The sequence below is a fragment of the Streptomyces millisiae genome, assembly GCF_031845425.1.
Lineage (GTDB): Bacteria > Actinomycetota > Actinomycetes > Streptomycetales > Streptomycetaceae > Streptomyces > Streptomyces millisiae.
On sequence record NZ_JAVREM010000021.1, the window covers coordinates 42,262 to 69,148 of the forward strand.

29 protein-coding genes and 1 pseudogene are annotated in these 26,887 nt (G+C 73.0%); 20 read left to right on the forward strand and 10 right to left on the reverse strand.

What is annotated here, in order from left to right; translation table 11 throughout:
• The first annotated feature begins 72 nt into the window (after positions 1-72).
• Positions 73-984: a LysR family transcriptional regulator gene (locus tag RNC47_RS17520; protein ID WP_311599861.1), complete on the forward strand. Its 912-nt coding sequence runs from the start codon at positions 73-75 to the stop codon at positions 982-984.
• Positions 985-999: 15 nt separating this feature from the next.
• Here RNC47_RS17520 and RNC47_RS17525 read toward each other — a convergent pair whose 3' ends face one another.
• Complete coding sequence (locus tag RNC47_RS17525) at positions 1,000-1,272, reverse strand: hypothetical protein (RefSeq protein ID WP_311599862.1); 273 nt, start codon at positions 1,270-1,272, stop codon at positions 1,000-1,002.
• 59 nt (positions 1,273-1,331) lie between these two features.
• Between RNC47_RS17525 and RNC47_RS17530 the strand changes: the two genes are divergently transcribed.
• Positions 1,332-1,946 (forward strand): TIGR03086 family metal-binding protein, encoded by a 615-nt coding sequence (locus RNC47_RS17530; RefSeq protein WP_311599864.1) that lies wholly within the window; start codon positions 1,332-1,334, stop codon positions 1,944-1,946.
• A gap of 58 nt (positions 1,947-2,004) precedes the next feature.
• Here RNC47_RS17530 and thiC read toward each other — a convergent pair whose 3' ends face one another.
• Positions 2,005-3,645, reverse strand: coding sequence for a phosphomethylpyrimidine synthase ThiC (gene thiC, locus RNC47_RS17535; RefSeq protein WP_311599865.1), 1,641 nt, complete (start codon positions 3,643-3,645; stop codon positions 2,005-2,007).
• Between the two features lie 197 nt (positions 3,646-3,842).
• Here thiC and RNC47_RS17540 point away from each other — a divergent pair, with 197 nt between their 5' ends.
• Positions 3,843-5,171 (forward strand): YibE/F family protein, encoded by a 1,329-nt coding sequence (locus tag RNC47_RS17540; RefSeq protein WP_311599866.1) that lies wholly within the window; start codon positions 3,843-3,845, stop codon positions 5,169-5,171.
• On the opposite strand, the gene RNC47_RS17545 is transcribed toward RNC47_RS17540, so the two are convergent.
• Together RNC47_RS17545 and RNC47_RS17550 are read right to left on the reverse strand one after the other, a co-directional pair.
• Positions 5,137-5,349: a DUF5326 family protein gene (locus RNC47_RS17545; protein ID WP_311599867.1), complete on the reverse strand. Its 213-nt coding sequence runs from the start codon at positions 5,347-5,349 to the stop codon at positions 5,137-5,139. The genes RNC47_RS17540 and RNC47_RS17545 overlap by 35 nt on opposite strands.
• A 146-nt stretch (positions 5,350-5,495) precedes the next feature.
• Positions 5,496-5,816, reverse strand: coding sequence for a cupin domain-containing protein (locus tag RNC47_RS17550; protein WP_311599868.1), 321 nt, complete (start codon positions 5,814-5,816; stop codon positions 5,496-5,498).
• A gap of 48 nt (positions 5,817-5,864) precedes the next feature.
• On the opposite strand from RNC47_RS17550, the gene RNC47_RS17555 reads away from it, so the two are divergent.
• The 5 genes from RNC47_RS17555 to RNC47_RS17575 all read left to right on the forward strand — a co-directional run bounded on the left by RNC47_RS17555 (position 5,865) and on the right by RNC47_RS17575 (position 9,415).
• Positions 5,865-6,239 carry a phage holin family protein gene (locus tag RNC47_RS17555; RefSeq protein WP_311599869.1) on the forward strand — a complete coding sequence of 125 codons (375 nt, stop codon included), beginning with the start codon at positions 5,865-5,867 and terminating at the stop codon, positions 6,237-6,239.
• Between the two features lie 10 nt (positions 6,240-6,249).
• On the forward strand, positions 6,250-6,741 hold the full coding sequence (locus RNC47_RS17560; RefSeq protein ID WP_311599870.1) for a low molecular weight protein-tyrosine-phosphatase: 492 nt from the start codon (positions 6,250-6,252) through the stop codon (positions 6,739-6,741).
• Positions 6,738-7,634: a fructosamine kinase family protein gene (locus RNC47_RS17565; RefSeq protein WP_311599872.1), complete on the forward strand. Its 897-nt coding sequence runs from the start codon at positions 6,738-6,740 to the stop codon at positions 7,632-7,634. Before RNC47_RS17560 ends, RNC47_RS17565 begins: the two co-directional genes overlap by 4 nt.
• Positions 7,635-7,757: 123 nt before the next feature.
• Positions 7,758-8,912, forward strand: coding sequence for a cystathionine gamma-lyase (locus tag RNC47_RS17570; protein ID WP_311599940.1), 1,155 nt, complete (start codon positions 7,758-7,760; stop codon positions 8,910-8,912).
• Between the two features lie 5 nt (positions 8,913-8,917).
• The gene (locus RNC47_RS17575; protein ID WP_311599873.1) at positions 8,918-9,415 is read left to right on the forward strand and encodes an NUDIX hydrolase; all 498 of its coding nucleotides are present in this window, start codon (positions 8,918-8,920) and stop codon (positions 9,413-9,415) included.
• Positions 9,416-9,451: 36 nt separating this feature from the next.
• Here RNC47_RS17575 and RNC47_RS17580 read toward each other — a convergent pair whose 3' ends face one another.
• Positions 9,452-10,210: a pyridoxamine 5'-phosphate oxidase family protein gene (locus RNC47_RS17580; RefSeq protein ID WP_311599941.1), complete on the reverse strand. Its 759-nt coding sequence runs from the start codon at positions 10,208-10,210 to the stop codon at positions 9,452-9,454.
• Positions 10,211-10,367: 157 nt separating this feature from the next.
• Positions 10,368-11,480: a globin domain-containing protein gene (locus RNC47_RS17585; protein ID WP_449657349.1), complete on the reverse strand. Its 1,113-nt coding sequence runs from the start codon at positions 11,478-11,480 to the stop codon at positions 10,368-10,370.
• Between the two features lie 532 nt (positions 11,481-12,012).
• Here RNC47_RS17585 and RNC47_RS17590 point away from each other — a divergent pair.
• Positions 12,013-12,474: a GNAT family N-acetyltransferase gene (locus RNC47_RS17590; protein WP_311599875.1), complete on the forward strand. Its 462-nt coding sequence runs from the start codon at positions 12,013-12,015 to the stop codon at positions 12,472-12,474.
• Between the two features lie 18 nt (positions 12,475-12,492).
• Here RNC47_RS17590 and RNC47_RS17595 read toward each other — a convergent pair whose 3' ends face one another.
• Positions 12,493-13,860 (reverse strand): serine hydrolase domain-containing protein, encoded by a 1,368-nt coding sequence (locus RNC47_RS17595; RefSeq protein ID WP_311599876.1) that lies wholly within the window; start codon positions 13,858-13,860, stop codon positions 12,493-12,495.
• Between the two features lie 706 nt (positions 13,861-14,566).
• Here RNC47_RS17595 and RNC47_RS17600 point away from each other — a divergent pair.
• From RNC47_RS17600 to RNC47_RS17610, 3 genes and pseudogenes are all read left to right on the forward strand, one after another.
• Complete coding sequence (locus RNC47_RS17600; RefSeq protein ID WP_311599877.1) at positions 14,567-15,139, forward strand: CGNR zinc finger domain-containing protein; 573 nt, start codon at positions 14,567-14,569, stop codon at positions 15,137-15,139.
• Positions 15,140-15,250: 111 nt separating this feature from the next.
• Complete coding sequence (locus RNC47_RS17605) at positions 15,251-16,507, forward strand: carboxylate--amine ligase (RefSeq protein ID WP_311599878.1); 1,257 nt, start codon at positions 15,251-15,253, stop codon at positions 16,505-16,507.
• Positions 16,492-17,739, forward strand: a pseudogene (locus tag RNC47_RS17610) (NAD(P)-binding domain-containing protein); the annotation flags it as partial. The gene RNC47_RS17605 and the pseudogene RNC47_RS17610, both read left to right, overlap by 16 nt.
• Before the next feature lie 28 nt (positions 17,740-17,767).
• On the opposite strand, the gene RNC47_RS17615 reads toward RNC47_RS17610, so the two are convergent.
• Positions 17,768-18,415, reverse strand: coding sequence for an FMN-dependent NADH-azoreductase (locus tag RNC47_RS17615; protein WP_311599879.1), 648 nt, complete (start codon positions 18,413-18,415; stop codon positions 17,768-17,770).
• Positions 18,416-18,529: 114 nt separating this feature from the next.
• Between RNC47_RS17615 and RNC47_RS17620 the strand changes: the two genes are divergently transcribed.
• The 5 genes from RNC47_RS17620 to RNC47_RS17640 all read left to right on the forward strand — a co-directional run bounded on the left by RNC47_RS17620 (position 18,530) and on the right by RNC47_RS17640 (position 22,315).
• Positions 18,530-18,961: a winged helix-turn-helix transcriptional regulator gene (locus RNC47_RS17620; protein WP_311599880.1), complete on the forward strand. Its 432-nt coding sequence runs from the start codon at positions 18,530-18,532 to the stop codon at positions 18,959-18,961.
• A 41-nt stretch (positions 18,962-19,002) separates the two neighbouring features.
• Positions 19,003-19,851: a J domain-containing protein gene (locus RNC47_RS17625; RefSeq protein WP_311599881.1), complete on the forward strand. Its 849-nt coding sequence runs from the start codon at positions 19,003-19,005 to the stop codon at positions 19,849-19,851.
• Between the two features lie 46 nt (positions 19,852-19,897).
• Positions 19,898-20,242: a rhodanese-like domain-containing protein gene (locus RNC47_RS17630; RefSeq protein ID WP_311599882.1), complete on the forward strand. Its 345-nt coding sequence runs from the start codon at positions 19,898-19,900 to the stop codon at positions 20,240-20,242.
• A 116-nt stretch (positions 20,243-20,358) separates the two neighbouring features.
• Entirely contained in the window at positions 20,359-21,735 is a 1,377-nt protein-coding gene (locus RNC47_RS17635; RefSeq protein ID WP_311599883.1) for an AAA family ATPase, read from the forward strand.
• Positions 21,671-22,315 (forward strand): RloB family protein, encoded by a 645-nt coding sequence (locus tag RNC47_RS17640; protein WP_311599884.1) that lies wholly within the window; start codon positions 21,671-21,673, stop codon positions 22,313-22,315. The genes RNC47_RS17635 and RNC47_RS17640 overlap by 65 nt, the downstream gene beginning before the upstream one ends.
• A gap of 157 nt (positions 22,316-22,472) precedes the next feature.
• On the opposite strand, the gene RNC47_RS17645 is transcribed toward RNC47_RS17640, so the two are convergent.
• Complete coding sequence (locus RNC47_RS17645; RefSeq protein ID WP_311599885.1) at positions 22,473-23,438, reverse strand: helix-turn-helix transcriptional regulator; 966 nt, start codon at positions 23,436-23,438, stop codon at positions 22,473-22,475.
• A gap of 71 nt (positions 23,439-23,509) precedes the next feature.
• Between RNC47_RS17645 and RNC47_RS17650 the strand changes: the two genes are divergently transcribed.
• Positions 23,510-24,097 carry a DinB family protein gene (locus RNC47_RS17650; protein ID WP_311599886.1) on the forward strand — a complete coding sequence of 196 codons (588 nt, stop codon included), beginning with the start codon at positions 23,510-23,512 and terminating at the stop codon, positions 24,095-24,097.
• Position 24,098: 1 nt separating this feature from the next.
• Positions 24,099-24,536, forward strand: a complete 438-nt coding sequence (locus tag RNC47_RS17655; protein WP_311599887.1) for a VOC family protein — start codon at positions 24,099-24,101, stop codon at positions 24,534-24,536.
• A gap of 20 nt (positions 24,537-24,556) precedes the next feature.
• Here RNC47_RS17655 and RNC47_RS17660 read toward each other — a convergent pair whose 3' ends face one another.
• Positions 24,557-25,675 (reverse strand): serine hydrolase domain-containing protein, encoded by a 1,119-nt coding sequence (locus RNC47_RS17660; protein WP_311599888.1) that lies wholly within the window; start codon positions 25,673-25,675, stop codon positions 24,557-24,559.
• Between the two features lie 192 nt (positions 25,676-25,867).
• On the opposite strand from RNC47_RS17660, the gene RNC47_RS17665 reads away from it, so the two are divergent.
• Positions 25,868-26,815, forward strand: a complete 948-nt coding sequence (locus RNC47_RS17665) for an alpha/beta fold hydrolase (protein ID WP_311599890.1) — start codon at positions 25,868-25,870, stop codon at positions 26,813-26,815.
• Positions 26,816-26,887 lie beyond the last annotated feature (72 nt).

Consider the following 26,887-nt stretch of genomic DNA (forward strand, 5'->3'; position numbering starts at 1 on the left):
CATGCTTCCATGAGGTGGGCTCATCGATCGGCGGCGTGGTCCGCGCGCGGAACGCGCCGGGCGGAGGGGCGAGTGAGGGGCACGGTGGAGATCCGCGAGCTGGAGTGCTTCCTGATCCTCGCGGAGGAGCTGCACTTCGGACGGACCGGCGAGCGGCTGTACGTCTCCCAGGGCCGGGTCAGCCAGCTGATCCGCTCCCTGGAGCAGCGGGTCGGCGGCCGCCTGGTGGACCGCACCAGCCGGCGGGTGCGGCTCACCCCGCTGGGCCGGGACTTCCTCGACGACCTCCGCCCGGCCTACGCCGCAGTGTGCGATGCCGTGGAGAACGCCCGGGCGGCGGCTCGTGGGGTCAGCGGGCCGCTGCGGATCGGGTTCCAGGGCGTCGTGGGGTACGGATTCATCGACGTGGTCGGGGAGTTCGAGGGCCGACACCCCGGCTGCGTCACCAGGATCACCGAGCTGCCGCTCGCCGACCCCTTCGGGCCGCTGTACCGCGACGAGGTGGACACCGCCGTGGTGTTGTTGCCGGTCGAGGAACCGACGCTCGTGCTCGGGCCGGTCTTCTCCCGCCAGCCGTACCAGGTCGCGGCCTCCCGCCGGCATCCCTTCGCCACCCGGACCGTGCTGGACGCCGAGGAGCTGGCCACGACACCGCTCGTCGGCGTGGCCGCCCCGGCGCCGGACTACTGGCGCGCGGCGCAGGCGCCCACCCACACCCCGTCCGGCGCGCCGGTGCCGCGGGGCCCGACGGTCGGCACCCTCCAGGAGGGTCTGTCGCTGGTGGCGGCCAACCGGGGCGTGATGCTGCTGTGCCGCCCCACCTCCGAGTACCACCATCGCCAGGACGTGGCGTACGTCCCGGTGACCGGTCTCCCCGACTCCGCGCTCGGCCTCGTCTGGCGCGGCGACCGCGAGAACGCCCGGGTGCGGGCCTTCGCCGCGGCGGTGGCCGACGCGCTGGCCCGGGACCCGGGCATCGGGTAGCGCGCTCCGGTGCCGTCAGGCGGTGGCGAAGGGATCGCCGGCCACCCCGGCGAGCCGGATCAGCCCGGGCCCGTCGCCCCACTGCTCGGGCACGAGCGCCCACAGGGTGTATGTCACGCCGTGCTCGGCGGCGTGCCGCGTCGCCCAGGCCAGCACCTCGTCGACGTCGGCGTCCGACACCTCGTACTCGTCCGCGACGTTGACCGCCCGGTCCCAGAAGTAGACCCGGTAGCGCGGGTGGTCCAGCTCCCAGGTGGTGTCCCTCGGGTCGACGCCTCGTATCCGCATGGCGCCGATCGTGGACGACTCCGCCGATGAGTTTCCCGACCCCGCGGGGTCATCACCGCGTGACCGACTCATCCATCCCCCTTGATCTCGGCCCGGCCGCCGGCGGCGTCGCCGGGCTGCTCGACGGCGTTCGCGAGGAGCGGTTCGCCGCCCGGACGCCCTGCCCCGACTACCGGGTCGACGACCTGCTGCGGCATCTGCTCGGACTCACGTTGGCCTTTCGGGCCGCCGCCCGCAAGCAGTTTGGGCCGCTGACGGACCTGTCCCCCACCGATCCCGCGCAGCCGGCCCCCTCCCTCGACGGCGACTGGCGCGGCCGGCTGCGCCGCCAGCTCGACGAACTGGCGGCGGCCTGGCGGGAGCCGGCCGCCTGGCGGGGCGAGACCAGGGCCGGCGGAGTCAGCCTGCCGGCCGAGGTCATGGGCCGGGTGGCGCTCAACGAGCTGCTGCTGCACGGCTGGGACCTGGCCCGCGCCACCGGCCAGCCCTACGAAGCGGACGACGCCACCGCGGCGACCTCGATCGCGCTGCTCTCCCAGGAGACCGACCCGGCCGCCCGCGAGGGCACCGGCTTCGCCCCACCGGTCCCGATCGCGGACGACGCCCCACCCCTGGCCCGTGCCGTGGCCCTCAGCGGCCGACAGCCCGACTGGGCGCCGGAGCCGCTCGCCTGACCGCGGACGGTGGGCGCTCCCGGCCCGCCCGAAACGGGTGGGCCGGGGGCTCGCGTGGTCAGTCGGTCAGGGGTAGGTAGACGCGGTTGCCGGCGTCGGCGAATTCCTGGGATTTGGCGGCCATGCCGGCCTCGATCTCCTCGCCGGTGAGGGTGAGGCGGTCGCCGTAGTCCTTTCTGATGTCCTGGCTGATCCGCATCGAGCAGAACTTCGGGCCGCACATGGAGCAGAAGTGCGCCGTCTTGGCCGGTTCGGCCGGGAGGGTCTCGTCGTGGAAGGAGCGGGCCGTGTCGGGGTCGAGGGCCAGGTTGAACTGGTCCTCCCAGCGGAACTCGAAGCGCGCGTCGGAGAGCGCGTCGTCCCAGACCTGGGCGCCCGGGTGGCCCTTGGCGAGGTCGGCGGCGTGGGCGGCGATCTTGTAGGTGATGACGCCGGTCTTGACGTCGTCGCGGTTGGGGAGGCCGAGGTGTTCCTTCGGCGTGACGTAGCAGAGCATGGCCGTGCCCCACCAGGCGATCATCGCGGCGCCGATGCCCGAGGTGATGTGGTCGTAGGCGGGCGCGATGTCGGTGGTGAGGGGGCCGAGGGTGTAGAAGGGGGCGCCGTCGCAGATCTCCTGTTGGAGGTCGATGTTCTCCTTGATCTTGTGCATCGGGACGTGGCCCGGGCCCTCGATCATGGTCTGGACGTCGTGTTCGCGCGCGACGCGGTTGAGCTCGCCGAGGGTGCGGAGTTCGGCGAACTGCGCCTCGTCGTTGGCGTCGGCGATGGATCCCGGGCGGAGGCCGTCGCCGAGCGAGAAGGTGATGTCGTAGGCGCGCAGGATCTCGCAGAGCTCGGCGAAGTGGGTGTAGAGGAAGCTCTCCCGGTGGTGGGCCAGGCACCAGGCGGCCATGATGGAGCCGCCGCGCGAGACGATGCCGGTCTTGCGGCGGGCGGTGAGCGGCACGTAGCGCAGCAGCACGCCGGCGTGCACGGTCATGTAGTCGACGCCCTGCTCGGCCTGTTCGATCACCGTGTCGCGGTAGATCTCCCAGGTCAGTTCCTCGGCCTTGCCGCCGACCTTCTCCAGCGCCTGGTAGATGGGGACGGTGCCCACCGGGACCGGCGAGTTGCGGAGGATCCACTCGCGGGTGGTGTGGATGTCGCGGCCGGTGGAGAGGTCCATGATGGTGTCGGCGCCCCAGCGGGTGGCCCACGTCATCTTCTCCACCTCCTCGTCGATGGACGAGGTGACGGCGGAGTTGCCGATGTTGGCGTTGACCTTCACCAGGAAGTTCCGGCCGATGATCATCGGTTCGGACTCCGGGTGGTTGACGTTCACCGGCAGCACGGCGCGGCCGGCGGCGATCTCGTCGCGGACGAACTCGGGGCTGACGTTCTCCCGGATGGCGACGAACTCCATCTCGGGCGTGATCTCCCCGCGCCTGGCGTACGCGAGTTGCGTGACGGCGCCCGTGCCGTCGGCGCGGCGCTCGTCGATCCACGCGCGCCGCAGCGGCGGGAGGCCGCGGCGGACGTCGGTGGTGACCTCGGGGTCGGTGTAGGGACCCGAGGTGTCGTAGAGCGTGACGGCGTTGCCGTCGGTGAGGTGCACCCTGCGCACCGGGACCCGCAGGTCCGGGCGCGACCCGGTGACATATCCCTTGTGTGAACCGATGACGGGCGTGCTGGACGTGCCCGTTTCCTGCTTGGTCATCAGACCCACTCCCTACGCCGGCATTACCCGGTAACAGGTTCGGCGGTCGGCGCAGCGGCAGCGCCCTCTCAGCCCCGTGCTCGGAGCTCCCGCGATGTGTTGCTCGCGTCCCCACGCTAACGGCATGACGCGCGTGCTGAACAGGGGGCCGGTGGTCCGAGGGGCGCGCGTTGGGCTTCTTGGGCGATGATCGGCGGGTGACCGAACACCACGAAGGCCACCACGGCCACTCACACCAGCACGGCCCGCCGGCCCCCGTCTCCGCGCACCTGCGCCGGGTCATCGCGGCGGTGCTGATCCCGTTCGCGGCGCTGATGGCGGCCGGCCTGGTGCTGCTGTGGCCGGGCGGGGAGCCGGAGCGCGAGGACCGCACGGGCGTCGGCTTCGACCAGCAGCTCGAACAGGCGCGGGTGACGGAGGTCGTCGAGACGTCCTGCGAGGAGCTCGGCGTCCAGCTGGCGTCCGGCATCGAGGGCGAGTGCGCGCAGGCCACGGTGGAGGTGACCTCGGGGCAGGACACCGGGCACACGTTCACCGAGGTGGTGACCCCGGACGCGTCGCAGCAGTTCCACGTGGGTCAGGAGGTGGTGGTCGCCTTCGCGCCGGACGCGCCGGAGGAGCTGCGGTACAGCGTCTCGGACGTGGACCGGCAGGCGCCGATGCTGTGGCTCGCCGCGATCTTCGCGGTCGTGGTGGTGCTGGTCGGGCGGTTGCGGGGGCTGCTGGCGCTGGTGGGGCTGGTGGTGAGCTTCGCGGTGCTGACGCTGTTCATCCTGCCGGCGATCCTCGGCGGCTCCAACCCGCTGCTGGTGGCGGTGGTCGGGGGCAGCGTGATCATGCTGACCGCCCTGTACCTGTGCCACGGGGTGAACGCCAGGACCTCGGTCGCGGTGCTCGGCACGCTGGTCTCGCTGATACTGATCGGGCTGCTCGGCTCGGTGTTCATCGAGTGGGCGCACCTGAGCGGCAACACCGACGACCAGACGGGGCTGGTGCACAGCCTCTATCCGCGGATCGAGATCCAGGGCCTGCTGCTGGCCGGCATCCTGATCGGCTCGCTCGGGGTGCTCGACGACGTGACCGTGACCCAGACCTCGGCCGTGTGGGAGCTGAAGCGGGCCGACCCGGGGGCGGGTTGGCTGAAGCTCTACCGCTCGGCGATGCGGATCGGCCGGGACCACATCGCGTCGGTGGTGAACACGCTGGTGCTGGCCTACGCGGGCGCCGCGCTGCCGCTGATGCTGCTGTTCACCATCGCGCGGGCCAGCGTGTCCACGGTGGCGTTCAGCGAGCTGGTCTCGGAGGAGATCGTGCGGACCCTCGTCGGGTCGATCGGCCTGGTGGCCTCGGTGCCGGTGACGACGCTGCTCGCGGCGCTCGTGGTGAGCGCGGACCGGCCGGCGCCCGGCGCGGCGTCGATCCCGGCGCCGGCGGGCGCGCCCGCCGACGGTGTGGTGACCGGGGTGGCCCCGGGGGCCGGGGTGCCGGCCGCTACCAACCGCCACCGGAGGAGGAGGAAGAGGTGAACTTCCGCACCACGAAGATCAGCACGGCCACCAGCGCGGCGAAGACCAGGACCCGGAAGGCGAGTCCGAGCACCCAGGTGATCACGGAGATGATCAGGCTGCCGAAGACCACCAGCGCGATGGTGGGGATGGCGATCCAGCGCACCCACCACGGCAGTGTCATAAAGGCGGCTTTCATTGCCCCGGCTCCTTCATCGCCCTAGCTCCTACCACGATCGACTGACGCATTCGATGCTAAGGGCGCCGGACGGGGTGTGGGAGGCCCGAGCGCCCCGGTCCTCCCCTGACCGTTCCCTGACTCCTACCCTGAGCCCGGGGGCCGACTCAGCTCCCCTCGGGGGGCGAGAAGACGACCATCACCCGCAGGTCCTCGGTGATGTGGTGGAAGCGGGCGGGGGTGCCGGCGGGCACGTAGACCACGCTGCCACGCCCCACCGTGGTCGTCTCGTCGCCGACGGTCATCGCCGCGCGGCCGCTGACCACGAAGTTGACCACGTCCTGCCGCTGCGGGCGCTGGGTGTCCTGCTCCCCGGCGTTCAGCGCGTAGAGCCCCACCGATATGTTGCGTTCGTTGAGAAAGCGCAGGTAGGCACCGTTGTGCGCGAGCCGTTCCGCCTCCAGACGATCCAGCCGGAACTCCTTCATCGCCTCATTCCTTTTGCTCTCCAGGTGCCATCTGCAACGATCCCTTGTATGACAAGCATTTTGTTCAGGTTCCTGGCCAACGCCGTCGCCCTGGCCGCCGCCGTCTGGCTGGTCGGCGACATCACCCTCGGGGAAGACGACGCGAGCACCGGCAGCAGGGTGGTGACCCTGCTGGTCGTCGCGCTGATCTTCGGCGTGGTCAACCTGATCGTCAAGCCCATCGTGAAGTTCCTGGCCTTCCCGCTGCTGATCGTCACACTCGGCCTCTTCACGCTGGTGATCAACGCCTTCATGCTGCTCCTGACCAGCTGGATCGCCGGCGACGAGCGCTTCGAGGTCGCGGGGTTCATGGCCGCGGTGCTGGGCGGCCTGATCATCTCGATCGTTTCCTGGGCCGTCAACATGGTCCTCGACCGCGACTGACCGGATCGCCATGACCTACCGCATCTGCGTCGTCTGCTCCGGCAACATCTGCCGCTCGCCGATGGCCGAAACCGTGCTCCGCGCGCGGCTCGCCGAGGAGGGCCTCGACGGCTCCCACACGGTGGACAGCGCCGGCACCGGCGGCTGGCACGTCGGCGAGCCGGCCGACCCGCGCGCGGTCGCCGCGCTCGTCGCCGCCGGCTACCGGGCCGGCGCCCACGACCACACGGCCCGGCGCTTCGAACGCGACTGGTTCGACCGCTACGACCTGGTCGTCGCCATGGACCGGGGACACGAGCGCGAGCTGCGCCGGCTGGCGCGACACCAGGGAGACGCCGCCAAGGTGGTGCTGCTGCGCGACCACGACCCGGACGCGGCGCCCGACGACCGCGACGTGCCCGACCCCTACTACGGCGAGGACGAGGGCTTCGCCGCCTGCCTGAAGATCATCGAACGCGGCGTCGACGGGCTGCTCGACGCGGGCGTGGTGGTGCGGTCGTGAGCGGCATCGCCGAGCGGGTGGGCGGCCTGCTCAACACACTCCCGTTCGACGCCCAACCGGTGAGCGGGGGCGAGATCTGCGAGGCGTACCGGGTGCGGCTCGGCCACGGCGTCGACAACGAGGGTGGTCCTTTCCACACCTGCTTCGCCAAGACCATGGACGGCGCGCCGGCGGACTTCTTCGCAGCCGAGGCCGCCGGCCTCGAAGTGCTGCGGTCCACCGGGGCCGTCGCGGTGCCCGGCGTGCTGGCTGTCGAGGCCGACGTCCTGGTGCTGGAGTGGGTGGACACGACGGAGCCGAGCGACGCCGCGGCGGAGCGGCTCGGCCGCGATCTGGCGGCGCTGCACTCCACCCCGGCGCCGCACTACGGCACGACCGGCCCGCTGTACCTCGGTCCGGTGCCCCTGACCACCCCCGACCCGCCGGTCGCCGACCCGGCCGGCTGGCCGGCGTTCCACGCCGAGCACCGGCTGCTGCCGCTGTTGCGGATGGCGGTCGACGGCGGCGGCATCGACCCGCGCGACGCGCGGGACGTGGAACTGCTGTGCGAGCGGATCGACGAGGTCGCCGGCGAGCCGCAGCCGCCGGCCGTCATCCACGGCGACCTGTGGCCCGGCAACATCCTGTGGACCGGCGACCGGCCGCACCTGGTCGACCCGGCGGCGCAGGGCGGGCACCCGGAGGCCGACCTGGCCTTCCTCGAACTGTCCGGCTGCCCGCGGTGGGACCGGGTGATCGGGGCGTACGAGGAGGTACGGCCGGTGCCGGGGCGGCGCGAGCGGGCGCCGTTGCACGCGCTGCACCACGTGCTGATCCACGCGGCGCTGTTCGGCGGCCCGTACGGAGCGGAGAGCGGCACGACGGCCCGCCGCGCGCTGCGCTCCGCGCGCTGACCGGTGGTTTTTCCCCCACCCGCCCGCCCTTTTCGCGCTGCGCGCGGTGGGTGGGGGAGAGACCGGCGCGCGTGGCGCGCCGTGGTGGTGGTTACGCTCGCGGGGAGCGAGGAGGTGGTGCAGGTGGTCGGTGAGGGGACGCGGGCCGTGGGGGCCGGGGTGCCGGAGGGGGAGGCGTATGCCGCGCCCGTGCCGGGGCCGACGTTCGCCGCGCACTTTCATCTGCCGGGCGATCCGGCGGTCGCCCCGTACGCGTACGGCCGGCAGGGCAACCCGACATGGACGGCGCTGGAGGCCGCCGTCGCTGAGTTGGAGGCGCCGGGCGAGGCGGACGCCGCGGCGGTCGTGTTCCCGTCGGGGATGGCCGCCACCACGGCCGTGCTGTTCTCCCTGCTCCGGCCCGGGGACGTCGCCGTGCTGCCGTCCGACGGGTACCAGCTGCTGCCGCGGGCGCGGGAGCGGCTCGAAGGCTTCGGCGTCGTCGTGCGGACCGCGCCGACCGGCGCGGACGCGCAGCTCGCCGCCATCGACGAGGGCGTGCGGCTGGTGTGGGTGGAGACGCCGTCCAACCCCGGGCTCGACGTCTGCGACATCCGCCGGCTCGCCGAGGCCGCGCACGCGCGCGGCGCGCTGCTCGTCGTGGACAACACCCTCGCCACGCCGCTCGGGCAGCGGCCGCTCGCGCTCGGCGCCGACCTGTCGGTCGCCAGCGGCACCAAGGCGCTCAACGGGCACGGCGACGTGCTGCTCGGCTACGTCGCCGCCCGCGACCCCGCGCTGGCCGCCGCGGTGCGCGCCTGGCGCACCGAGACCGGCGCGATCATCGGGCCGATGGAGGCGTGGCTGGCGCACCGTGGGATCGCCACCCTGCAGCTGCGCGTCGAGCGGCAGGGCGCCACCGCCCTGGCCGTGGCCCGCGCGCTGCGGGCGCGCCCGGAGGTGAGCGGCGTGCGGTACCCGGGACTGCCGGAGGATCCGGGGCACGAGGTGGCGGCCCGGCAGATGCGGCACTTCGGCTGTGTCGTGTCGTTCACGCTGCCCGACCGCGGGTACGCCGAGCGGTTCCTGGCCGCGCTGCGCCTGGTGTCGGACGCCACCAGCTTCGGCGGGGTCAGGTCGACGGCCGAGCGGCGCGCCCGGTGGGGCGGGGACGAGGTGCCGGAGGGGTTCGTCCGGCTCTCGGTCGGCATCGAGGACGCCGAGGACCTCGTCGCCGACCTGCACGCGGCGCTGGACGCCGCCGGGGACGTTTCGTCCGGCGCCGCACGGGCCACATGACTTGCATGACCCATGCACGACCCGTGGTCAAACGCACCGCCCGCGCCATCCTGCTCGACCGGGACGACAGCGAGCTGATCGTCATCAAGCGCACCAAGCCCGGCCTCCCGCCCTACTGGATCACCCCGGGCGGCGGGGTGGAGCCCGAGGACGAGTCGGTCGTCGCGGCGCTGCACCGCGAGGTGTCGGAGGAACTCGGCGCCAAGGTCTGCGACGTGGTGCCGGCCTTCGTCGACACCGTCCCGCACGTGCCGGAGCCCGGCGAGGCCACCCCGCCGGGGCTCAAGGTCCAGCACTTCTTCGTCTGCCGGCTGACCACCATGGACCCGGCGCTGCGGCACGGGCCGGAGGTGGCGGAGCCGCGCGGCGTCTACGAGATCGTGCGGCTGCCGTTCACCCCTGAGGGGCTGGCCGCCGTCGACCTGGTGCCGACCTCGCTCAGCGCCTACCTGACGGGGAACATCGACGGCGTCCGGGCGCTGCTGGCCGCCGACTTCGCCTGAGCCTGAGCCCGAGCCCGAACCCGGAAGCCCCGAGGCTCAGCGGCCGAACCAGTCGGCGTCGGGGGCGCGGCCGCCCGCGCGCTCGGCCCGCTCCAGGGCGCGGCGCGCCTCCGCGCGCCAGGCGTCGGCGTCCGGCGGGGGCGGCGGCGGGGCCGCGGGCAGCGCGGAGGGCCCGGGCGGCAGGGCGTGCGGTACCGGTCGGCCGCCCAGCTCCTGGGCGCGGCGCACCTGTGCGTCCCTGGCGGCGCCGAAGAAGTCGCCGCCCTTGCGCCGGTAGTCGTCCGTGCCCCAGGCGCGCTCGGTGTCCTTGGGCGGCGTGACGAGCCGGGGTATGTGCTTGGCGCAGTGGATGTACGCCTCCTCGACGTCGATGCGCACCCACAGTTCGGTGCGCCGGCCGGGGGCGGTGTCGGTGGGCAGGTCGGGGTGGAGGGCGCGCAGGTCGTGGTCGGGGACGATCCGGGCGCGGCCGTTGATGTGCAGGCCGATGCGGGCCCGTTCGAAGTCGATGAGCAGCAGCCCGGCGTGGGGGTTCTCCGAGATGTTGCCGAGCGAGGCGTGCACGCCGTTCCCCCGGTACTCGGGGTAGACCAGGGACTTGGGGTCGAGGACCCGCAGGAACCCGGCCGGGCCGGCCCGGAAGCTGTTGTCGCACTCGCCGTGGCGGTCGGAGGTCGCCAGGAAGAACATCTCCTGGCGGCCGACGAACTCCCGCATCCGGTCGTTGAGGTGGTCGAGCACCTGGTCCTGGTAGAAGCGGTCGGCCCGCTCCTCGCTGCCGAGTTGACGTTGCAGCACGTGTTCGCCGTCGCTGCCCGGCCGGCCGGCGCGCGGCGGCAGGGCGGTCACGGGCCGCAGTGCCCCGTGCGGCGCGGGTCCCGTGCCCTGTGGTCCTGTTCGTTCTGGCATGCCTGAATCCCGGTACGTCACTTGGTCCGCGCTACTCAATCACTTACTTCCCGGATGTCACCAGGGTCCCGAGGAAGTCGTGTCTGATCCGGTCCGCCGGCATGCCGGCGGAGACGAGCGCGTCCACGCTCTTGCGGATCATCTGGGGCGGGCCCGACAGATAGCCGTCGAAATTCCCCCAGGGGCCGAACTCCTTGACGGCGTCGGGGAGTTGTCCGGCGAATCCGCGGGTCGCGTACTGCGCGACGACCGGTCTGACCGACAGCCAGGGCAGCCGGCGCTCCAACTCCAGGAAGGAGTCGAGGTCATAGAGGTCGGCGTCCCGTTGGGCGCCGAAGAAGACCTCGACCTCGCGGCGCACCCCGTGCTGCGCGACGTCCTCGACCAGGGCCTTGATGGGGGCTATGCCGGTGCTGCCGCCGACGCACAGCAGACCGCGGCTCGAGGTGTGGTCCACCGTCATCGAGCCGGCCGGCGGGCCGAGTTTGACGACGTCGCCGCGTCTGGCCCGGTGCACCAGGGAGCGCGAGACCCAGCCCGCCGGCACCGCCTTGACGTGGAACGACAGCAGCCCGTCGGGGCGGGGCGAGGAGGCGAAGGAGTAGTAGCGCCAGACCCGCGGCCACCACGGCGTCTCGACGCTCGCGTACTGGCCGGCGCGGTAGGGGTAGGGCTGGTCGGTCCTGACGGTGACGACGGCGACGTCGCTGGTGCGCCGCTCGTGGCTGACGATCTCGGCGTACCACCAGGGCGGCGAGTGGAGTTCGTCCTCGGCGGCGGCGTCGATCATGATCTGCGAGATGGCCGTGTAGGCGCGCACCCAGGCGGCCTCCGCCTCCGGGCCCCAACTGCGCGGCGCGTAGCGCTCGAGCGCGGACATCAGGCATTCGCCGACCAGTGGATAGTGCTCCGACTGGGTGCCGTATTTCCGGTGTCCCCGACCCAGGTTGCACAGGTAGTCGGTCAACGTGACGGTGTCGTCGATATGTTCCGCGGCGAGGAGCAACGCACCGAACAGTCGGTCTCGTTGGGCGTCCATCGCGGCGGGGAACATGTCGCGCAACTGCGGATTGTGCAGGAACAGCAACGCGTAGAAGTAGGACGTGGCCTGGTGCGAGACCGGCTCGATCTCCGCGAGTGTGCGACGAATCACCACGGCGTCGGGGGAAGGCCCGTTATTGCGCAGCCCTTTCACGAGCGGGTTCTCGTCGCTGCTCGGGTCGAGGGTGGGATGACCGGAAGTCCACCCGCCGGCCGAGGTGTCCGGAACCGCGCCCGGATACCCGGTGGGGTGTTCGCCCGCGTGCTCACGCGGTTGTCCGGCACCCAAGTCGCCGCGGTACGCGCCGTGGCCCTGTCCGTGGCTCGCCGAAGCCGCGGCGTGCCCGGCGGCATAGCCCGGTCCGGGCTCATTGCCATATCCGGCGGCGGTGGCGCCATCGTTGGCCGATATCGCGGTCATGACCCTGCCTCGCCTCGATCAACTCCCGGTCGCACAGCGTGTCAGCCTGCTCACCGGGAGCGGGTGGTTAACCGGAAACCCGGCCATCGCGCCCCCGCATCTCATAAACTGGGCGGCTTCTGACCGCCTCGATGCGGGACTGACCCTACCGTTATACGGACGAGACACAACCCCCAGGCTGAAACGCGGTCTTCGCGCCATTCCTCCGTTTCCTAGAGTGGGGGTCATGAATATCACCATGCGGCAGGCGGCTTCCGCCGATGTGCCCGAGATCGTGGCCATGTTGGCGGACGACATGCTTGGCGCGGGGCGCGAGAATCCCGCTGATCAGCGACCCTATCTGGCCGCTTTCGAGCGGCTTGCGGCGGACCCGAACCAGTTGGTGTTCGTCGCCGAGGACGCGGACGATCCGGCGGCCGGCATCGTGGGCACTTTCACACTCGCCGTCCTGCACGGCCTCTCCCGGCAGGGCGCCTCGCGTGGCCTGATCGAGGCGGTGCGGGTGCGGGGCGACGCGCGGGGCGGCGGCCTCGGCACCGAGCTGATGCGGCTGGCCGTCGAGGAGGCCAGGCGGCGCGGCTGCGCGCTGGTGCAGCTGACGTCCGACGTGGCCCGCCTCGACGCCCACCGCTTCTACGAGCGGCTCGGCTTCAAGGCGACCCACCTCGGCTTCAAGATGGAGCTGTAGGGGCTGGAGGGCGGGCGGTCACCGCCAGCCGTCGGGGTGCGCGCCGCCCGGCACCGGCGCCGCCGGGTCGTACGGGGAGCGGGTGAACACGAACGTGCCGAGGTCGAGGTGGGTGACGGCGCCGGCCTCGTCCCGACCGATCCGCAGCGTCTCGCCCGCGAAGTAGCCGGCGAGCCCGGTCCAGGTGCCGTCCGGCTCTGGCCTGAACCCGGAGGAGCGGAGGCTGGCGAAGCCGGCCGGGGCCAGCGACAGCGCGCGGCCGGCGCGCAGCCGCAGCTCGTAGGCGGTGGTCCCCCAGTACCAGACGCCGGTCAGGGCCACGAGCTCCGGATCGGGGGCCGGGTCGGGGCGCCAGACCTCGGGGATGGTGGGCTCCCTGCGCAGCACCTCGTCGAGCAGCCCGGTCGCGAGGCCGTGGGTGTTCGGGCCGCTGGTGGCGTTGGCGAGGACGACGGCGCCGATCCGCTCCTCGGGCACGGTCCACAGCGAGGCGACGAAGCCGGGCATCGAGCCGCCGTGGCCGGCCAACAGCCGCCCGTCGTGGCGCAGCAGCTGCACGCCGAGGCCGTAGGAGCCGTCCCAGCCCGGCGGTTCGGGCGCGGCCGCCGGGGCGCGCATCTCGGCGAGCGTGTCGGCGGCCAGCACGTTCGGGTCGCCGGCCGTCAGGAAGGCGGCGAACGTCGCCAGGTCGGCGGTGGTCGACCACAGCTGCCCGGCCGGCGCCAGCCGCCCGGTGTCCACGGTCGGCTCCGGCTGCCGCGCGTCGGCGTACGGGTGCACGGCCCAGCCGCGCGCGTACGGCTCGCTCGTCGCGTAGCCGGTGCGGGTCATGCCGAGCGGCAGCAGCACCTCGTCGCGCAGCGCCGCCGCCCACGGACGGCCGCGCAGCCGCTCGACGAGCGCGCCGAGCAGGGCGTAGCCGGGGTTCGAGTAGTGGTACCGGCGGCCGGCCGGGTGCTTCTGGGGCCGCTCGCCGAACACGTCCGCCAACTCCGGCCGCAGCTCGCCCGGCGTCCGCTCCCACCACGGGCCGCGCCCCTCGGCGGCGAGACCGCCGGTGTGGCTGAGCAGCTGCGCCACGGTGGCGTCGGCGCCGTGCGGCACGTCGAGGTGGGCGCCGATCCTGTCGCCCAGGTCGAGCAGCCCCTCGTCGCGCAGCCGCAGCACCAGCACGGCGGTCAGCGTCTTGCTGATCGACCCGATCCGGTACTGCACGTCCGCGGCCTCTGCCGGCAGTTCACCCCGCCCCCCGTCCCACACCACCCGGCCGTCCCGCACCACGGCCGCCACCACCGACGGCGCCCGCCCTTCGGCTTGCGCCGTGGCCAGCCGCCACTCGCACGCACGCGCCGTCTCGGCCATCACTCCCGCGTCGTTTCCCGTCATGCGCCCACGCATACCCGCGCGCCGGGTCGGACACCAGCGACTTTCCCTGCGCGCCGAAGCCACGCGCCTGCCGGCGCGGGCCGAACGGGGCCCTGCCGCGCCCGGCGGCGCGGCAGCCGCCGGCCCGGGGGCGGGTGGGGCGCGCTTCGCGCGGGGTCGGCCGTGCCGGCGCGGTGGCCCGGCTGTGCCGCCCTCGGCGAGATTCGGTCGGGTCGTACCTGGCCACGGTCGGCTGCGCACCGCGCTCGCGCGGGTTCGGTCGGGTCACGCCCGTGCCGACCGGCTGCGTGCCGGGCGTGGGCGCCGCGGTCCGTGGCCGTGTCTGGCGCCCGCGCCTCCGCCGGCTGAGGGCCGGCCGTCGCGCTTCGCGCGGGCCCCGGGCCTGGGCGTGCCAGCGACTTTCCCCGCGTGGCGAGGCCACGCGCCTGGCGGCGCGGGCCGCGTTCGCGCATTCGTTGGCCAGGAGCCGGTGACCCTTCGGGCGGGTTCGGCCGCGGCGCTGCCGTGCGGTCGGCCGAGGGCCGGGCATCGGGCGTCGCCGGGACGAGTCGGCGGGGTCGTGCGCTGCGCGCGGCTGTGCCCGTGCCAGCGGCGGCCAGTGGCCGGCAGGCCCCGGTTCGCGCGTCAGTGTGTGTACCGGCGGTGCCTCCGCCGGCCGCGGCCGGCGGGGGGAGCCACCGCGGGCGCAGCGCCTAATCTGGGGTGGGTGGAGCGAGATCTCGTGCTTGGGTTCGTCAACACCGTGCGGCACGACGGGCATGGCGGGGTCGCCGACGACCTGGCGGATGTCGGTGGGTTCGCCGACTGGGTCGCCGGGTGCGGGGTGGCCGACGCGGGCGTGGCGGTGGTGGACGAGGCGCTGCGCGCCGACGTCGTCGTGTTGCGGCGGGCCGTGCGGGCGTTGTTCGCGCGGGCCGTGCGGCCGGGGCCGGCGAGTCGGGCCGACGTCGGGCGGTTGATGCCGGAGGCCGAGGCCGTGGCGCTGCTCAACGAGCGGGCGGCGCGTGCGCCCGGTGTGCCGCGGCTCGAGTGGCCGGCGGAGGCCGACGCGCCGCGCGCGCGGTTCGTCGTCGGCGAGCCGGAGCTCGGCGCCGCCCTCGCCCGCGCGGCGATCGACTTCCTGGCCGGCCCGGACCGGGCCCGGCTGCGGGCCTGCACCGCGCCCCGCTGTGTCCGGTACTTCCTCAAGGGCCACGGCCGGCAGGAGTGGTGCAAGCCGTCGTGCGGGAACCGGGCCCGCGCCGCCCGGCACTACCACCGGCACCGGGTGAGCGGTTAGGCACACGATCTCTCGAATGGGCCGGGAGGAGGCATTCCCCTAGGCCGAACGAGAGAGGCGCAGGGCCCCGTCCGGGGTAGTCGCGTGGCGGCGCGTGAAAAAACGGTTCCCATGCCATCGCCGCCCGTCCCCCTCGACACCCGGGTGCCCGCGCTGCTGCTGCGGCTGGACCGCAATCCGTTCCACCACGGTTCGCTCGGCGCGGTCAGGTCGCTCGGCCGGGCGGGCGTCGAGACGCACGCCTTCGTCGAGTCGCCGACCGTGCCGCTCGCCCGGTCCCGCCATCTCGCCGCCGCGCACCGCTTCGACGGCGATCCGCGGTCGGACGCCGACGTGGCGCGCGCCCTGGACCTGGCCGCGGCCAGGATCGGCGGGCCGGCGGTGCTGGTGCCGATGGACGACGCCGGCGCGCTGGCCGTCGCCCGGCTCCGGGACCGGCTGGCCGACCGCTTCCTGCTCCCCCGGCTGCCCGAGGGGCTGGCCGAGCGGGCCGCCGACAAGGCGGAGCTGGCCGGGTTGTGCGCCGCCACCGGCATCCCGCACCCGGAGACCGTCGTCCCCGGCGACGCCGCCGAGGCGGCCGCGGCGGCGCGCGAGCTGGGGCTGCCCGTGGTGGCGAAGTGGAGCCGCCCCTGGCTGCTGCCGCGCGACGCCGGGCTGCGCAGCGTCACGCTGGTGACGAGCCCGGAGCGGGCCGCCCGGCTGTACGAGTCGAGCCCGCTGGCCGGCAGCGCGCTGCTGCTCCAGCGCCGGCTGCCCCCCGGCGGCCCCGGCACGGACTGGTTCTTCCACGGCTGTTTCGCCGCCGGCGGCCGCCCGCTGTTCGCCGGCACCGGGCACAAGGACCTGGCCTGGCCGCCGCGCGCCGGCCTGACGGCCGTGGGCAGCTGGCTGCCGAACCCGACGGTGGCCGCGCTGGGCCTCGGCCTCGCCGAGGCGGTCGGCTACCACGGGGTGCTCGACCTGGACGTGCGGCGGGACGCCGTCACCGGCGGCTACCACCTGCTGGACTTCAATCCGCGCCCCGGCGCCCAGTTCCGGCTGTTCACCGACCGTGCCACCGGACTCGACCCGGTCCGCGCGCTGCACCTGGACCTCACCGGCCGGGCCGCGCCCGGGCCGCCGCTCCCCCGCGCGGGCCGGACGTTCGTGGTCGAGAACTACGGGGCGCTCGCCTCGTTCGCGGACCGCAGGGCGTGGTGGCCGGGCAGCGGCGGCCGGGAGGTCGAGTGGGCGTGGTTCGCGGCCGACGACCCGGCGCCGTTCCTCGCCATGACGCGCGCCCTGCTCGGCCGGGCGGCCAGCCGCTCGCGCCGCATCCCCACCCCCTCAGCGGAGAAGGAGAACGCACGATGCACGACCTGGTAGTGGTGGGCGCCGGCCCCTACGGGCTCTCGGTCGCGGCGCACGCCGCGGCCGCTGGCCTCGACCTGCGGGTGCTCGGCCGCCCGATGGCCTCCTGGCGCGACCACATGCCCGACGGCATGTACCTGAAGTCCGAGCCCTGGGCCTCCGACCTCTCCGAGCCGGTCGGCAGCGACACGCTCGCCGCCTACTGCGCCGAGCGCGGGTTGCGTGCCGAGCACGCGTGCCCGCTGCCGATCGGCACCTTCACCCGCTACGGCCTGTGGTTCGCGGACCGGCTGCCGGTGCCCGTCGAGGACCGCACGGTGACGGTCGTCGCGCCGCACGGCGACGGCTACCGGGTGGAGACGGCGGACGGCGCGACGCTGCTGACCCGCACGGTGGCGATGGCCGTGGGCGTGATGCCGTTCGTCCACCTGCCGGAGGCGCTGCGCGAGCTGCCGGTCGGCCTGGCGTCGCACAGCAGCGACCACCGCGACCTGTCCAGGTTCAAGGACGCCGACGTGACGGTGGTCGGCGCCGGCCAGGCCGCGCTGGAGACGGCGGCGCTGCTGGCCGAGCAGGGGGCCCGCCCGACGGTGGTGGCCAGGGCGGGCGCGGTCCGCTGGAACACCACGCCGCTGCCGTTGCGCCGTGGCCCGCTCGCCCGGCTGCGCGCCCCGCACAGCGGCCTCGGCACGGGCTGGTCGAGCTGGGTGTGGTCGGAGCTGCCGGGCGCGGTGCGCCGGCTGCCGGCCGGCACCAGGGCGCACATCGCGGCGACCGCGCTCGGCCCGGCCGGCGCGTGGTGGCTGCGGGAGCGTCTCGAGGGCGTCGTCCCGGTGCGGCTCGGCCGCGAACTGCTGCGGGCCGAGGGGACGGACGTCGGGACGGTGGTGATCGAGCTGGCCACCCGGGAGGGGGGAGCGGAGACGGTGGAGGCCGGGCATGTGATCGCCGCCACCGGTTTCGTGCCCGACCTGCGGCGGCTGCACATCCTGGACCCGGCGGTGCGGGAGGCGCTGCGCACGGTGCGCGGCACCCGGGCGCCCGAGTTGAGCGGCGGGTTCGAGTCGTCGCGTCCCGGGCTGTTCTTCGCGGGGCTGCTGACGGCGCCGTCGTTCGGCCCTTCGATGCGGTTCGTCCACGGGGCCACGTTCACGGCGGGCCGGCTGGTGCGCGGGGTGCGGCAGCGGCTGGGCGGCCGGCGCTGGCCGGTGCGGCTGCCGGGGCCCGCGCCGAATAGCGGGACGAGCGGGAATAGCGGTCGGTCGGCTCTCGGCCTCAGGCCGCCAGCTGGGTGGCCAGCGTCTTGGCCTTGGCGCGCGCGTCCTCGTGCGCCCTGGCCGCGGACTCCTTGGACTTCTCCAGCAGCGGGGCCATCGCCGGCACGATCGGCGCCAGGGTCAGCTCGGGCACGATGAAGCTCACGTCCAGCTTGAGCGCGCCGCCGAGCAGCCACTCCAGGTAGCTCTGGGCGTAGTCGTTGCCCTCCATGGGGGTGCCGGGGGCGTAGGAGCCGCCGCGGCTGGAGACGACGGTGACCGGCTTGCCGGCGATGGTGGAGTTCTCGCCGGCCGTGCGCTCCATGATGATCACGTGGTCGATCCACGCCTTGAGGCTGGACGGGATCGAGTAGTTGTAGAGCGGCGCGCCGAGGAGGACGGCGTCGGCCGCCTCCAGCTCGCCGGCGAGCTCCTCGCGCAGCGCGAACGCGGCGAGCTGCTCGGGGGTGCGGTCCGGGATCGGCACGTACTGGGTGTGGTAGGCGGCGCCGTCGATGTGCGGAATCGGGTTCGCGGCCAGGTCCCGGTAGATCACGGTGCCCTCGGGGTGCTGTTCCTCCCACGCCTCGCGGAAGCTCTTGGTGACGGCGCGCGAGACCGAGTTCTCGCCGTTGATCGACGAGTCGATGTGCAGGAGCGTGGCCATGGGGTCCCTCCGGGGTTAGCTTTGATGAGAGTGCTGCGAAGCAGTACGCAACTATTAGTACCACAGCAGCTTACTTTTCTGCAGCGGCTGCCGAAGTTCCGGTAAGGTGGACACATGGTGGAGCGGCGGGGCGAAGTGGGCGAACTGACAGGACGGGCGGGACCGGGCGGCGAGCGATCGAGGTGCACCGAGCCGGACACGGCGGTGCAGCGCGTCTTCAACCTGCTGGGCAAGCGCTGGACGGGCGTGCTGATCGCGGCCCTGATGGGCGGCCCCGGACACTTCACGGACCTCAGGCGCGCCGTCCCCGGCATCAGCGAGCGGATGCTCTCCGACCGGCTCAGCGAGCTCGTCGCCATGGGCCTGCTCACCCGCGAGGTCCAGGAGGGCCCCCCGCTGCGCGTCACCTACCGGCTCACCCCGTCCGGCCAGGAGCTGCGGCCCGCCCTGCTGGAGCTGACCAGGTGGGCCGAGACCCACCTCCGCGAGGAGGACGTCAGCGAGTGCCCCAGCCAGGAGCAGCTGACTCCCCCCGCCTCCGGCTGACGGCCGACCCCCCGGCCGCGCCACGCCGATAGGGTGTGGGCGTGGCGGATGACACGACGGACCCGACGACCACGGACCCGACGAGCACGGACGAGGCGGCGGCGGACGAGGCGGCGGCGACGGCGCGGCTCGAAGCGGCCGTGCGGGCCGCCGAGGGCGCGCTGATCGAGTTCGAGATCGCGGTGGAGACCTTCCGCATCGAGGTGGAGAACTTCTCCCGCCTCCACGAGCAGCGCCTCGGCCCCTACTACAGCCGCCTCGAAGAGCTCGACGCGCAGATCGCCGAGGCCGTCGCCGCGCGCACCGGCGACCCGGAGGACGAGCGCCGCGCTCGCGAGGCGCGCGCCGCGATCATGCCGATGCCGCAGGTCGCGGAGCTCTTCCAGGGCTGGCTCGACAGCGAGGGCTTCAGCCAGGAGGCCTACGCGATGCTCACCCAGCAGCCCGTCCAGCAGCCGCCCCGGGTCCGCCCCTCCGACGAGGCCCGCAAGCTCTACCGCGAGCTGGTCCGCAAGTGCCACCCCGACCTGGCCGTCGACCAGAACGAGCGCGACCGCCGCGACGTCTTCGTCTCCCGCGTCAACCAGGCGTACGCGCGCGGCGACGAGGACGCGCTGCGCGAGCTCGCCGACGAGTGGGACCGCGGTCCGCGCGGCGAGGAGCCGGCGTGGGAGCGGCAGGAGGAGCTGTACGCCCGCCTGGAGTGGCTGGCCCAGCGCAAGGACCTGCTGGCCGACGCCGCCGCCGCGCTGGAGGACAGCGCGGTCGGCTCGATGCTGCGGATGGCCGGCGACGACCCCGACGGCATGCTGGCCGAGATCGCCGAGGGCCTCCGGCAGCGCGTCGTCGAACGCGAGGCCGAGCTGGCCCGGCTGCGCGAGTCCGCCTGACGGCTCCGGACCGGACCCGCGGGCAGCGGCGAGTAGTCTCGGGCCCATGAGCTTCGCACCCGTGCAGAACGTCCCCCCGACCGCCGTGCCGGCCGACGCGCCGCTGCTCGACGTCCGCGAGCCGGAGGAGTGGGCCGCGGGCCACGCGGCGGGCGCCCTGCACATCCCGATCGGCCAGGTCGTCGAGCGCCTCCCGGAGATCAAGGAGGCCGCGGGCGACGAGACGCTGTACGTCGTCTGCAAGGTCGGCGGCCGCTCCGCCCAGGTCGCCGCCTACCTCGCCCAGCAGGGCATCGCCGTCGCCAACGTCGCCGGCGGCCTGCACGCCTGGCAGGACGCCGGCCGCGCGCTCGTCTCCGACCAGGAGAACGCCGAGCCGTTCGTCCTCTGACGGCCTCATCCCTGAGGGTGAACATGCGCTAGCCGATGCCGTACAGGGCTTGTATCGTCAAGTCCTGACGGAAACGCTAGCTAAACGGCATGATCACGCGCAGGAGAGGGGCTGCCATGCTGCTGCGGTTCCAGGTGACCAACCACGCATCGCTCAGGGACGAACAGGAACTCTCCCTTGTCGCCTCGGACCGTCACCCGGAGCGTGCCGAAAGGTCCGTCCCACGCAGTGACCATCGGGTCGTTCCCACCGCTGCGATCTATGGCACCAACGCCTCCGGCAAGTCGAACGTGATCGACGCGATCACCTGGATGCGCGATGCCGTGCTCTCGTCGTTCCGACACTGGGACCCGTCCGGGGGGATTCCAAGGCGCCCCTTCAAACTGCGCGCCGGCGCCTCGGTGGTCCCCAGTGAGTTCGTGATCGAGTTCGTGGTCGACGACGTCCGCTACGAGTTCGGGTTCGCCGTGGACGATGAACAGGTGCTCGAAGAGTGGCTGTACTACTACCCGGAGGGTAGGGCGCGCCGCCTGTACGAGCGGAAGTCCGGGGAGCCGGACCTGAAGTTCAGCCGATGGCTCACCGGGCGCCGCACGATGATCGCCCAACTGCTGCGACCGAACAGCCTCTATCTCTCTGTCGCCGCCGCCCAGGGGCACGAACAACTGCGGCGGATTTACGGATGGTTCCGGTATGGCCTGCTCCCTGCCACGGACCTGGACTTCGCGGACCGTCTTCAGCACACGGTGCACCTCTACACGGAGTCCTCCCACCAGTCGTACGCGACGTTGGTGATGGACCTGCTGCGCTTCGCGGATCTGGGAGTCGCCGGTCTGGAGATCTCCGAGCCTGACGAGGCCGCGGAAGAGATGCACCAGCGTTTCACGCAGCTCGTGCGGCAGACGCTTGGTGACAAAGTTCAGATCAAGCGTGATGGCTCGCAGGATGTGCGGGTCGAACACCAGACGGACGAGGGGAAGTTCGCACTCGGGCTCGCGGATGAGTCAAGCGGCACGCGGACCTGGATCGGTCTCGTCGGTCCGGTGGTGACAACCCTGACCAGTGGAGCCGTGCTCGTGGTGGACGAACTCGACGCGAGGCTGCATCCCTATCTGACGGACGCGTTGGTCGGCATTTTCCAACGTCCCGAGACCAACCCTCTGGGGGCTCAACTCGTCTTCAGCACGCACGAGGCGAGCTTGCTGGGCAGGAGCGCGCGCACCGAACTCTTCCGCGACCAGGTGTGGTTCACGGAGAAGGATCCGAGAAGCCTCTCGACTCGCCTGTTCCCGTTGACGGAGTTCCACGTTCGGGACGGAATCGAGAACCTGGAGAAGCGGTACCTGGAGGGGCGATACGGGGCAGTGCCCTTCCTGGACGACGACATGTTGCGTGGCGTGGCCGAGGCGAGGCGAGACAGGAGTACTCGTGGGGCGGGGCAGAGGGAAGAGGTCGCTGGACCGACGGAAGAGTTCTCGTCAGGAGCAGCGTAGATTCCTGATCTACTGCGAAGGCGAGTGTACGGAGAAGCGGTACTTCAAGAGTCTGAAGAGCGAACTACGGGCGCTGCCCGTCTCCGTGGAGATCGGCCGAGAACACAGGGAGCCGAAATCCCTGGTGCGTGCCGCGATTGATCACAAGGAAAGGGCCCCGAGGTCGGCCGCCGATCGCTACACGGCGTATGACGAGGTCTGGTGCGTGATGGACGTCGAAGCGCCCGTGGCTCATCCGTCGTTGCCGTCAGCCATCCGGCTCGCCCGGGAGCACGGGATCAGTGTCGCGCTGTCCAATCCCTGTTTCGAGCTCTGGCTGTTGCTGCACTTCAAGACCGTTTCCAACTACCACAGCTCCGAGGAGATGCAGCGGGTGCTAGCGGCGTTGGAAACCTGCGGGTACGCGGTCGAGCGCAAGGACTTCGACTTCGACGCGCTTCGAGGGCGGTTCGAGCAGGCACGGCAGCGCGCGGTGGAACTGCGACGAACAGGGCCGAGCGTGTCGAGCATGAACCCCTCGACGAACGTGGACCTGCTGGTGGACCTGCTGGTGGCCGCCCGGCACGGACGCTCGATCTAGCGGTTCGCGATCACGCACCGCACCGCACGGCGGCTCTGAGGCAAGGACTGGCACCGCGAGCCACAACCCACACCACCTCGCGATGCTGCAGGGCGCGGCTTCCAGGCGTTGAGGTCCTCGGGGGCGGAGCCGTTCGTCCTCTGAGCCACCAGGTGGGTCAGTCCGCCGGTTTCGCCATCGACGTGAGGCGGCGGGCGAGCCGGGCGGCGGCCTCGCGTAGCTCAGGCGGGTCCACGATCTCGGCGGCCAGGCCCAGCATGGCCACCCGTCCGGCGAGCCAGTTCAGGTCGTCGCCGCCGACGACCAGCAGGCACCACCCGTCGCGGTCGTCCTCCTCGACCCGTCCCACCTGGGGCGGCACCAGATCCCGCACCCGCTCGACCGGGGCGCGCAGCCGGACCCGGGCCAGGTGCCGGTACGGCGACTCGGTCACCGACCGCCGCACGTAGGCGACCGGGTCCGGGTGCTCCCGGGGCCTGAAGCGCCAGTCCGTCGCCGTCACCTCGCCCATCCGGTCGAGCCGGAAGGTGCGCCAGTCGGCGCGGTCGACGTCCCAGGCCATCAGGTACCAGCGGCGCCCGGTGGTGACCATCCGCACCGGCTCGACCGTGCGCTCGTGCTCCCCGCCGTGCCGGCCGGCGTACCCGAACCGCACCCGGACGGCGTCGCGGCAGGCGCGGGCGAGCGTCACCAGCACCTCGGCGTCGATCTCGACCCCGGGGCCGACCAGGGTCTCGGTGGCGCCGTGCACCGCCCGCACCTCGGCGCGCAGCCGGGGCGGCATCACCTGGTCGAGCTTGGCGAGCGCCCGCAGCGCCGCCTCGCCCGCCCCGGCGACCGTGCCGCCCGACGCCAGTCGCAGCGACACCGCCGTCGCGATCGCCTCCTCGTCGTCGAGGAGCAGCGGCGGCAGTCGGGTGCCCGCGCCGAGCCGGTAGCCGCCGCCGACGCCGGGGAGGGCGTGCACCGGGTAGCCGAGCGCCCGCAGCCGCTCCACGTCGCGACGCACCGAACGGTCCGTGACCCCCAGCTCGGCCGCGAGCTCGGCGGCCGTCCACGACGCCCGGCGCTGCAGCAGGGCCAGCAGCCGCAACACCCGTTCGGTGGTCCCTTCCACGGTCATCGGGTCATCGTGCCACGAAACGCGGCGAATCACGGAACGAAGCTGTCCGCGATATGCGGGAGGCTGGCGCCATGACCGACCAGACCTGGGACCGGACCTGGAACCCCCTGCTCCGGGCGCAGCTCGACCACCACTGGACGAGCCAGCTGCGCGAACGCCTCGACGGGCTCACCGACGACGAGTACTTCTGGGAGCCGGTGCCCGACTGCTGGAACGTGCGCCCGCGCGGCGCGCCCGGCAGCGCTCCGGTGCGGGCCGGCTCCGGCACCATGACCATCGACTTCGCGATGCCCGAGCCCAGCCCACCACCCTTCACCACCATCTCCTGGCGGCTCGGCCATGTGATCGTCGGCGTCCTCGCGATGCGCAACGCCGCCCACTTCGGCCGCGCCGCCACCGACTACCAGTCGTTCGCCTACGCGCCGACCGCCGCCGAGGCGCTGGCCCAGCTGGACGCCGAGTACGCCAGCTGGCAGGCGGGCGTGGCGGCCCTCGGCGAGGAGGGACTGGCCCACCGCTGCGGCGCCGCGGAAGGCCCGTACGCCGAACGACCGTTGGCGGAGCTGGTGCTGCACATCAACCGCGAGGTCATCCACCACCTCTCCGAGGTGTGCCTGCTCCGCGACCTCTACCTCCACACCCCTGGGAGGGGGAACTGATATGGCCCACGACATCCAGATCACGTTCGACTGCGCCGACCCGGCCGCGCTGGCCGACTTCTGGGCGCTGGCCCTCGGCTACCGGCTGCAGGACCCGCCCGCCGGCTTCGACTCGTGGGACCAGGCCCTGGACGCGCTGGGCGTGCCGCCCGAGCGCCGCAACGACCGCTCGGCGGTGGTCGACCCGGACGGCGCCGGGCCACGGCTGTTCTTCCAGCGTGTGCCGGAGGGCAAGCTGGCCAAGAACCGCGTGCACCTCGATGTGCGAGCCGCCCCCGGGCTCACCGGCGACGCGCGGATGGCGGCCCTGGAGGCGGCGGCCGAGCGGCTCGTCGCCCACGGCGCCACTCGTGTCGAACGCCACGAGCCCGCGCCGCCGCTCGCCGGCGGGCATGTGGTGATGACCGACCCGGAGGGCAACGAGTTCTGCCTCGACTGAGCCGACGACCTGCCGGGGGGTCAGCGGCGGCCGTCGGCGCAGAGGGCGGCGTCGACGGTCTCCTGGAGGTGGGTGCGGGTGTGGCCCGGCACGGCCATGGTGGTGGTGTACGCGGTGACCGTGCGGTCGTCGCCCCGGCCGGGCGCCCAGCCGCCGAGCACCGTGTCGCCCGGCAGGTCGCCGCCGTGGCCGTAGTACCGGCCGCCGCAGCTCAGCGGGAAGCTGGCGACGCCGTAGCCGTAGCGGGTGCCGGCCGGGAAGACGCCGTCGCCGCCGACCGCCGAGACGTCGTGGGTCATCAGCCACACCGCCCAGCGCGGCAGCAGCTCGCCGCCGAACAGCGCCTCCCAGAAGGTGTTCAGCTCCTCCGGGGTGGAGACCAGGCCCCCGGCGGCGCCGAACAGGTGCCCCGGCAGTTCGGTGAGGTCGGTGACGCCGGCCGCCGGATCGGCCGGGCTGACGCCGTAGTTGTGGGCGTGCTCGCCGCGCAGGCCGAACTCGCCGCGCTCCGGCCAGTAGGTGTGCTGGAGGCCGAGCGGGGTGATGATCGTGTCCTCGACGTAGGCGCGGAAGTCGTCGCCCGTGACGGCCTCGATGACCATGCCGAGGACGAGGTAGTTGGTGTTCGTGTACGCCCAGTCCGTGCCCGGCTCGAACAGCGGCTCCTGGGAGAGCGCCAGGGTGAGGAGTTCCTCGTCGGTGACGTCGAGGTCCGTCCAGTCCATCAGGCCGACGTACTCCGGCAGTCCGCTGGTCTGGGACAGCAACTGCCGCACCGTCACCGCGCTGTTCGCCAGCAGCGGCACGTGCCGGCCGGCCCGCTCGTTGAGCCCCAACCGCCCCTCGGTGACGAGCCGCATCACCGCGACCGACGTGAACGACTTGGTGTTGCTCGCGATCCGCACGCTGCCGTCCGAGCCGACCATCTCCCGGCCGCTCCCGGCCTCCGCCGTGCCGGCGGTGTGGGTGCGGTCCCCGGCGAACGCCAACGCGCCCGGCACGCCGTCCTCCTCCACGAGCCGGTCCAGCTGCTGCTGCACGGCGTCGGTGTCCCGCCCACCGGCGGCGGCGACGGGGGCCGTCACCCCCACCACTGTGGCGGCGAACAGGACGGCGGCGGTGAGGCGACGGCGCATCATGACGTTTCTCCTTGGGCGTTGGACGTGGGTCCGATCGACTGCCTCAAGCCTGTCGATCAACCGGACTCCGGGCACTGGCCGCAGACACCGACGCCGGGGTGTACCCAACCCCCCTGTGAACACGGGTCACAGGGCCATGGGCTGGTGTGGCGGACTTCTCTAACTTCTTCCAGGTCACACCACGGTGACCCGATGTCGAAGCACGACGTGTTGGAGGAAAGCCCCATGGCCCGCAGGAAGTTCGGAACGGCCGCCGCGATCGCACTGTGCACCGCCCTGGCCGGTGTGGGGCTCGTCGGTTGCAACGACGCGGAGACGGAGTCGACCCCGGAGACGGAAGCGACCACCGAGGCCCCCGCCGGGGACGCCGACGCGGATCTGTTCACCGGCACCGGGACGATCACGGTCGGGGAGTACTCGGTGAACGTCTCCTGCTCCGGCACCCCGGTCGAGGGCCGGCCAACCGTCGTCCTGCTGCACGGCGGCGGCGACGACCTCACCGCCATGGCCGACTTCCAGGAGCTGCTGAGCGCCGACGGCCGGGTCTGCTCCTACGACCGCCTGGGCGCGGGCGCCAGCGACCAGCCCGCCGGGCCGCAGGACTACGAGGACACGAGTGAGGTCCTGGACGGCGTCCTCGACGCGGTCGCCGGGGACGAGGGCGCGGTGCTGGCCGGCCACTCCATGGGCGGCCTGATCGCGGCCCGCTACGCGCCCGAGCACCAGGACCGGGTCGCGGGTCTGGTGCTGCTGGACGCCACCCCGCCCACCCAGGTCGCCGACCTGACGAACCGGATCCCCGAGACCGCCACCGGCCCGGCCGCCGAGCTGCGCGCCCAGACCCTCGCCATCTTCGAGGGACAGAACCCGGAACAGCTCGTCATGGCCGACGGCGAGGTCGGCTCCGCCGGCGACATACCGGTCCAGGTCGTCCGACGGGGCCTGGCCCAGTTCGCCGAGGTCCCCGAGTACGGGCCGGGGCTGGACGAGGACTGGGCCGTCGGCCAGGAGCAGTGGCTGGCGCTGTCCAGCGACAGCGAGCTCGTCACCGCCGAGAACAGCGGCCACTACGTCTACGTCGACGAACCGGACGTCGCCGCCGGGGCCGTCAACGCGGTCACCGAGCAGGCCAGCGCCTGAGGCTGCGCTCTGCGCCTGACAGGAGTACGTACACGCCCGGGTAGTACGGGTCGGGGCCCTCGCCGTACGGCG

Bases quoted from the DNA above. Each gene is read 5' to 3' on its own strand.
- RNC47_RS17525 (WP_311599862.1), bottom strand. From the start codon at position 1,272: ATGCGGATACGAGGCGTCGACCCGAGGGACACCACCTGGGAGCTGGAC.
- thiC (WP_311599865.1), bottom strand. From the start codon at position 3,645: ATGACCAAGCAGGAAACGGGCACGTCCAGCACGCCCGTCATCGGTTCA.
- RNC47_RS17545 (WP_311599867.1), bottom strand. From the start codon at position 5,349: ATGAAAGCCGCCTTTATGACACTGCCGTGGTGGGTGCGCTGGATCGCC.
- RNC47_RS17550 (WP_311599868.1), bottom strand. From the start codon at position 5,816: ATGAAGGAGTTCCGGCTGGATCGTCTGGAGGCGGAACGGCTCGCGCAC.
- RNC47_RS17555 (WP_311599869.1), top strand. From the start codon at position 5,865: ATGACAAGCATTTTGTTCAGGTTCCTGGCCAACGCCGTCGCCCTGGCC.
- RNC47_RS17560 (WP_311599870.1), top strand. From the start codon at position 6,250: ATGACCTACCGCATCTGCGTCGTCTGCTCCGGCAACATCTGCCGCTCG.
- RNC47_RS17575 (WP_311599873.1), top strand. From the start codon at position 8,918: ATGACCCATGCACGACCCGTGGTCAAACGCACCGCCCGCGCCATCCTG.
- RNC47_RS17590 (WP_311599875.1), top strand. From the start codon at position 12,013: ATGAATATCACCATGCGGCAGGCGGCTTCCGCCGATGTGCCCGAGATC.
- RNC47_RS17595 (WP_311599876.1), bottom strand. From the start codon at position 13,860: ATGACGGGAAACGACGCGGGAGTGATGGCCGAGACGGCGCGTGCGTGC.
- RNC47_RS17605 (WP_311599878.1), top strand. From the start codon at position 15,251: ATGCCATCGCCGCCCGTCCCCCTCGACACCCGGGTGCCCGCGCTGCTG.
- RNC47_RS17615 (WP_311599879.1), bottom strand. From the start codon at position 18,415: ATGGCCACGCTCCTGCACATCGACTCGTCGATCAACGGCGAGAACTCG.
- RNC47_RS17620 (WP_311599880.1), top strand. From the start codon at position 18,530: ATGGTGGAGCGGCGGGGCGAAGTGGGCGAACTGACAGGACGGGCGGGA.
- RNC47_RS17630 (WP_311599882.1), top strand. From the start codon at position 19,898: ATGAGCTTCGCACCCGTGCAGAACGTCCCCCCGACCGCCGTGCCGGCC.
- RNC47_RS17635 (WP_311599883.1), top strand. From the start codon at position 20,359: ATGCTGCTGCGGTTCCAGGTGACCAACCACGCATCGCTCAGGGACGAA.
- RNC47_RS17645 (WP_311599885.1), bottom strand. From the start codon at position 23,438: ATGACCGTGGAAGGGACCACCGAACGGGTGTTGCGGCTGCTGGCCCTG.
- RNC47_RS17650 (WP_311599886.1), top strand. From the start codon at position 23,510: ATGACCGACCAGACCTGGGACCGGACCTGGAACCCCCTGCTCCGGGCG.
- RNC47_RS17655 (WP_311599887.1), top strand. From the start codon at position 24,099: ATGGCCCACGACATCCAGATCACGTTCGACTGCGCCGACCCGGCCGCG.
- RNC47_RS17660 (WP_311599888.1), bottom strand. From the start codon at position 25,675: ATGATGCGCCGTCGCCTCACCGCCGCCGTCCTGTTCGCCGCCACAGTG.
- RNC47_RS17665 (WP_311599890.1), top strand. From the start codon at position 25,868: ATGTCGAAGCACGACGTGTTGGAGGAAAGCCCCATGGCCCGCAGGAAG.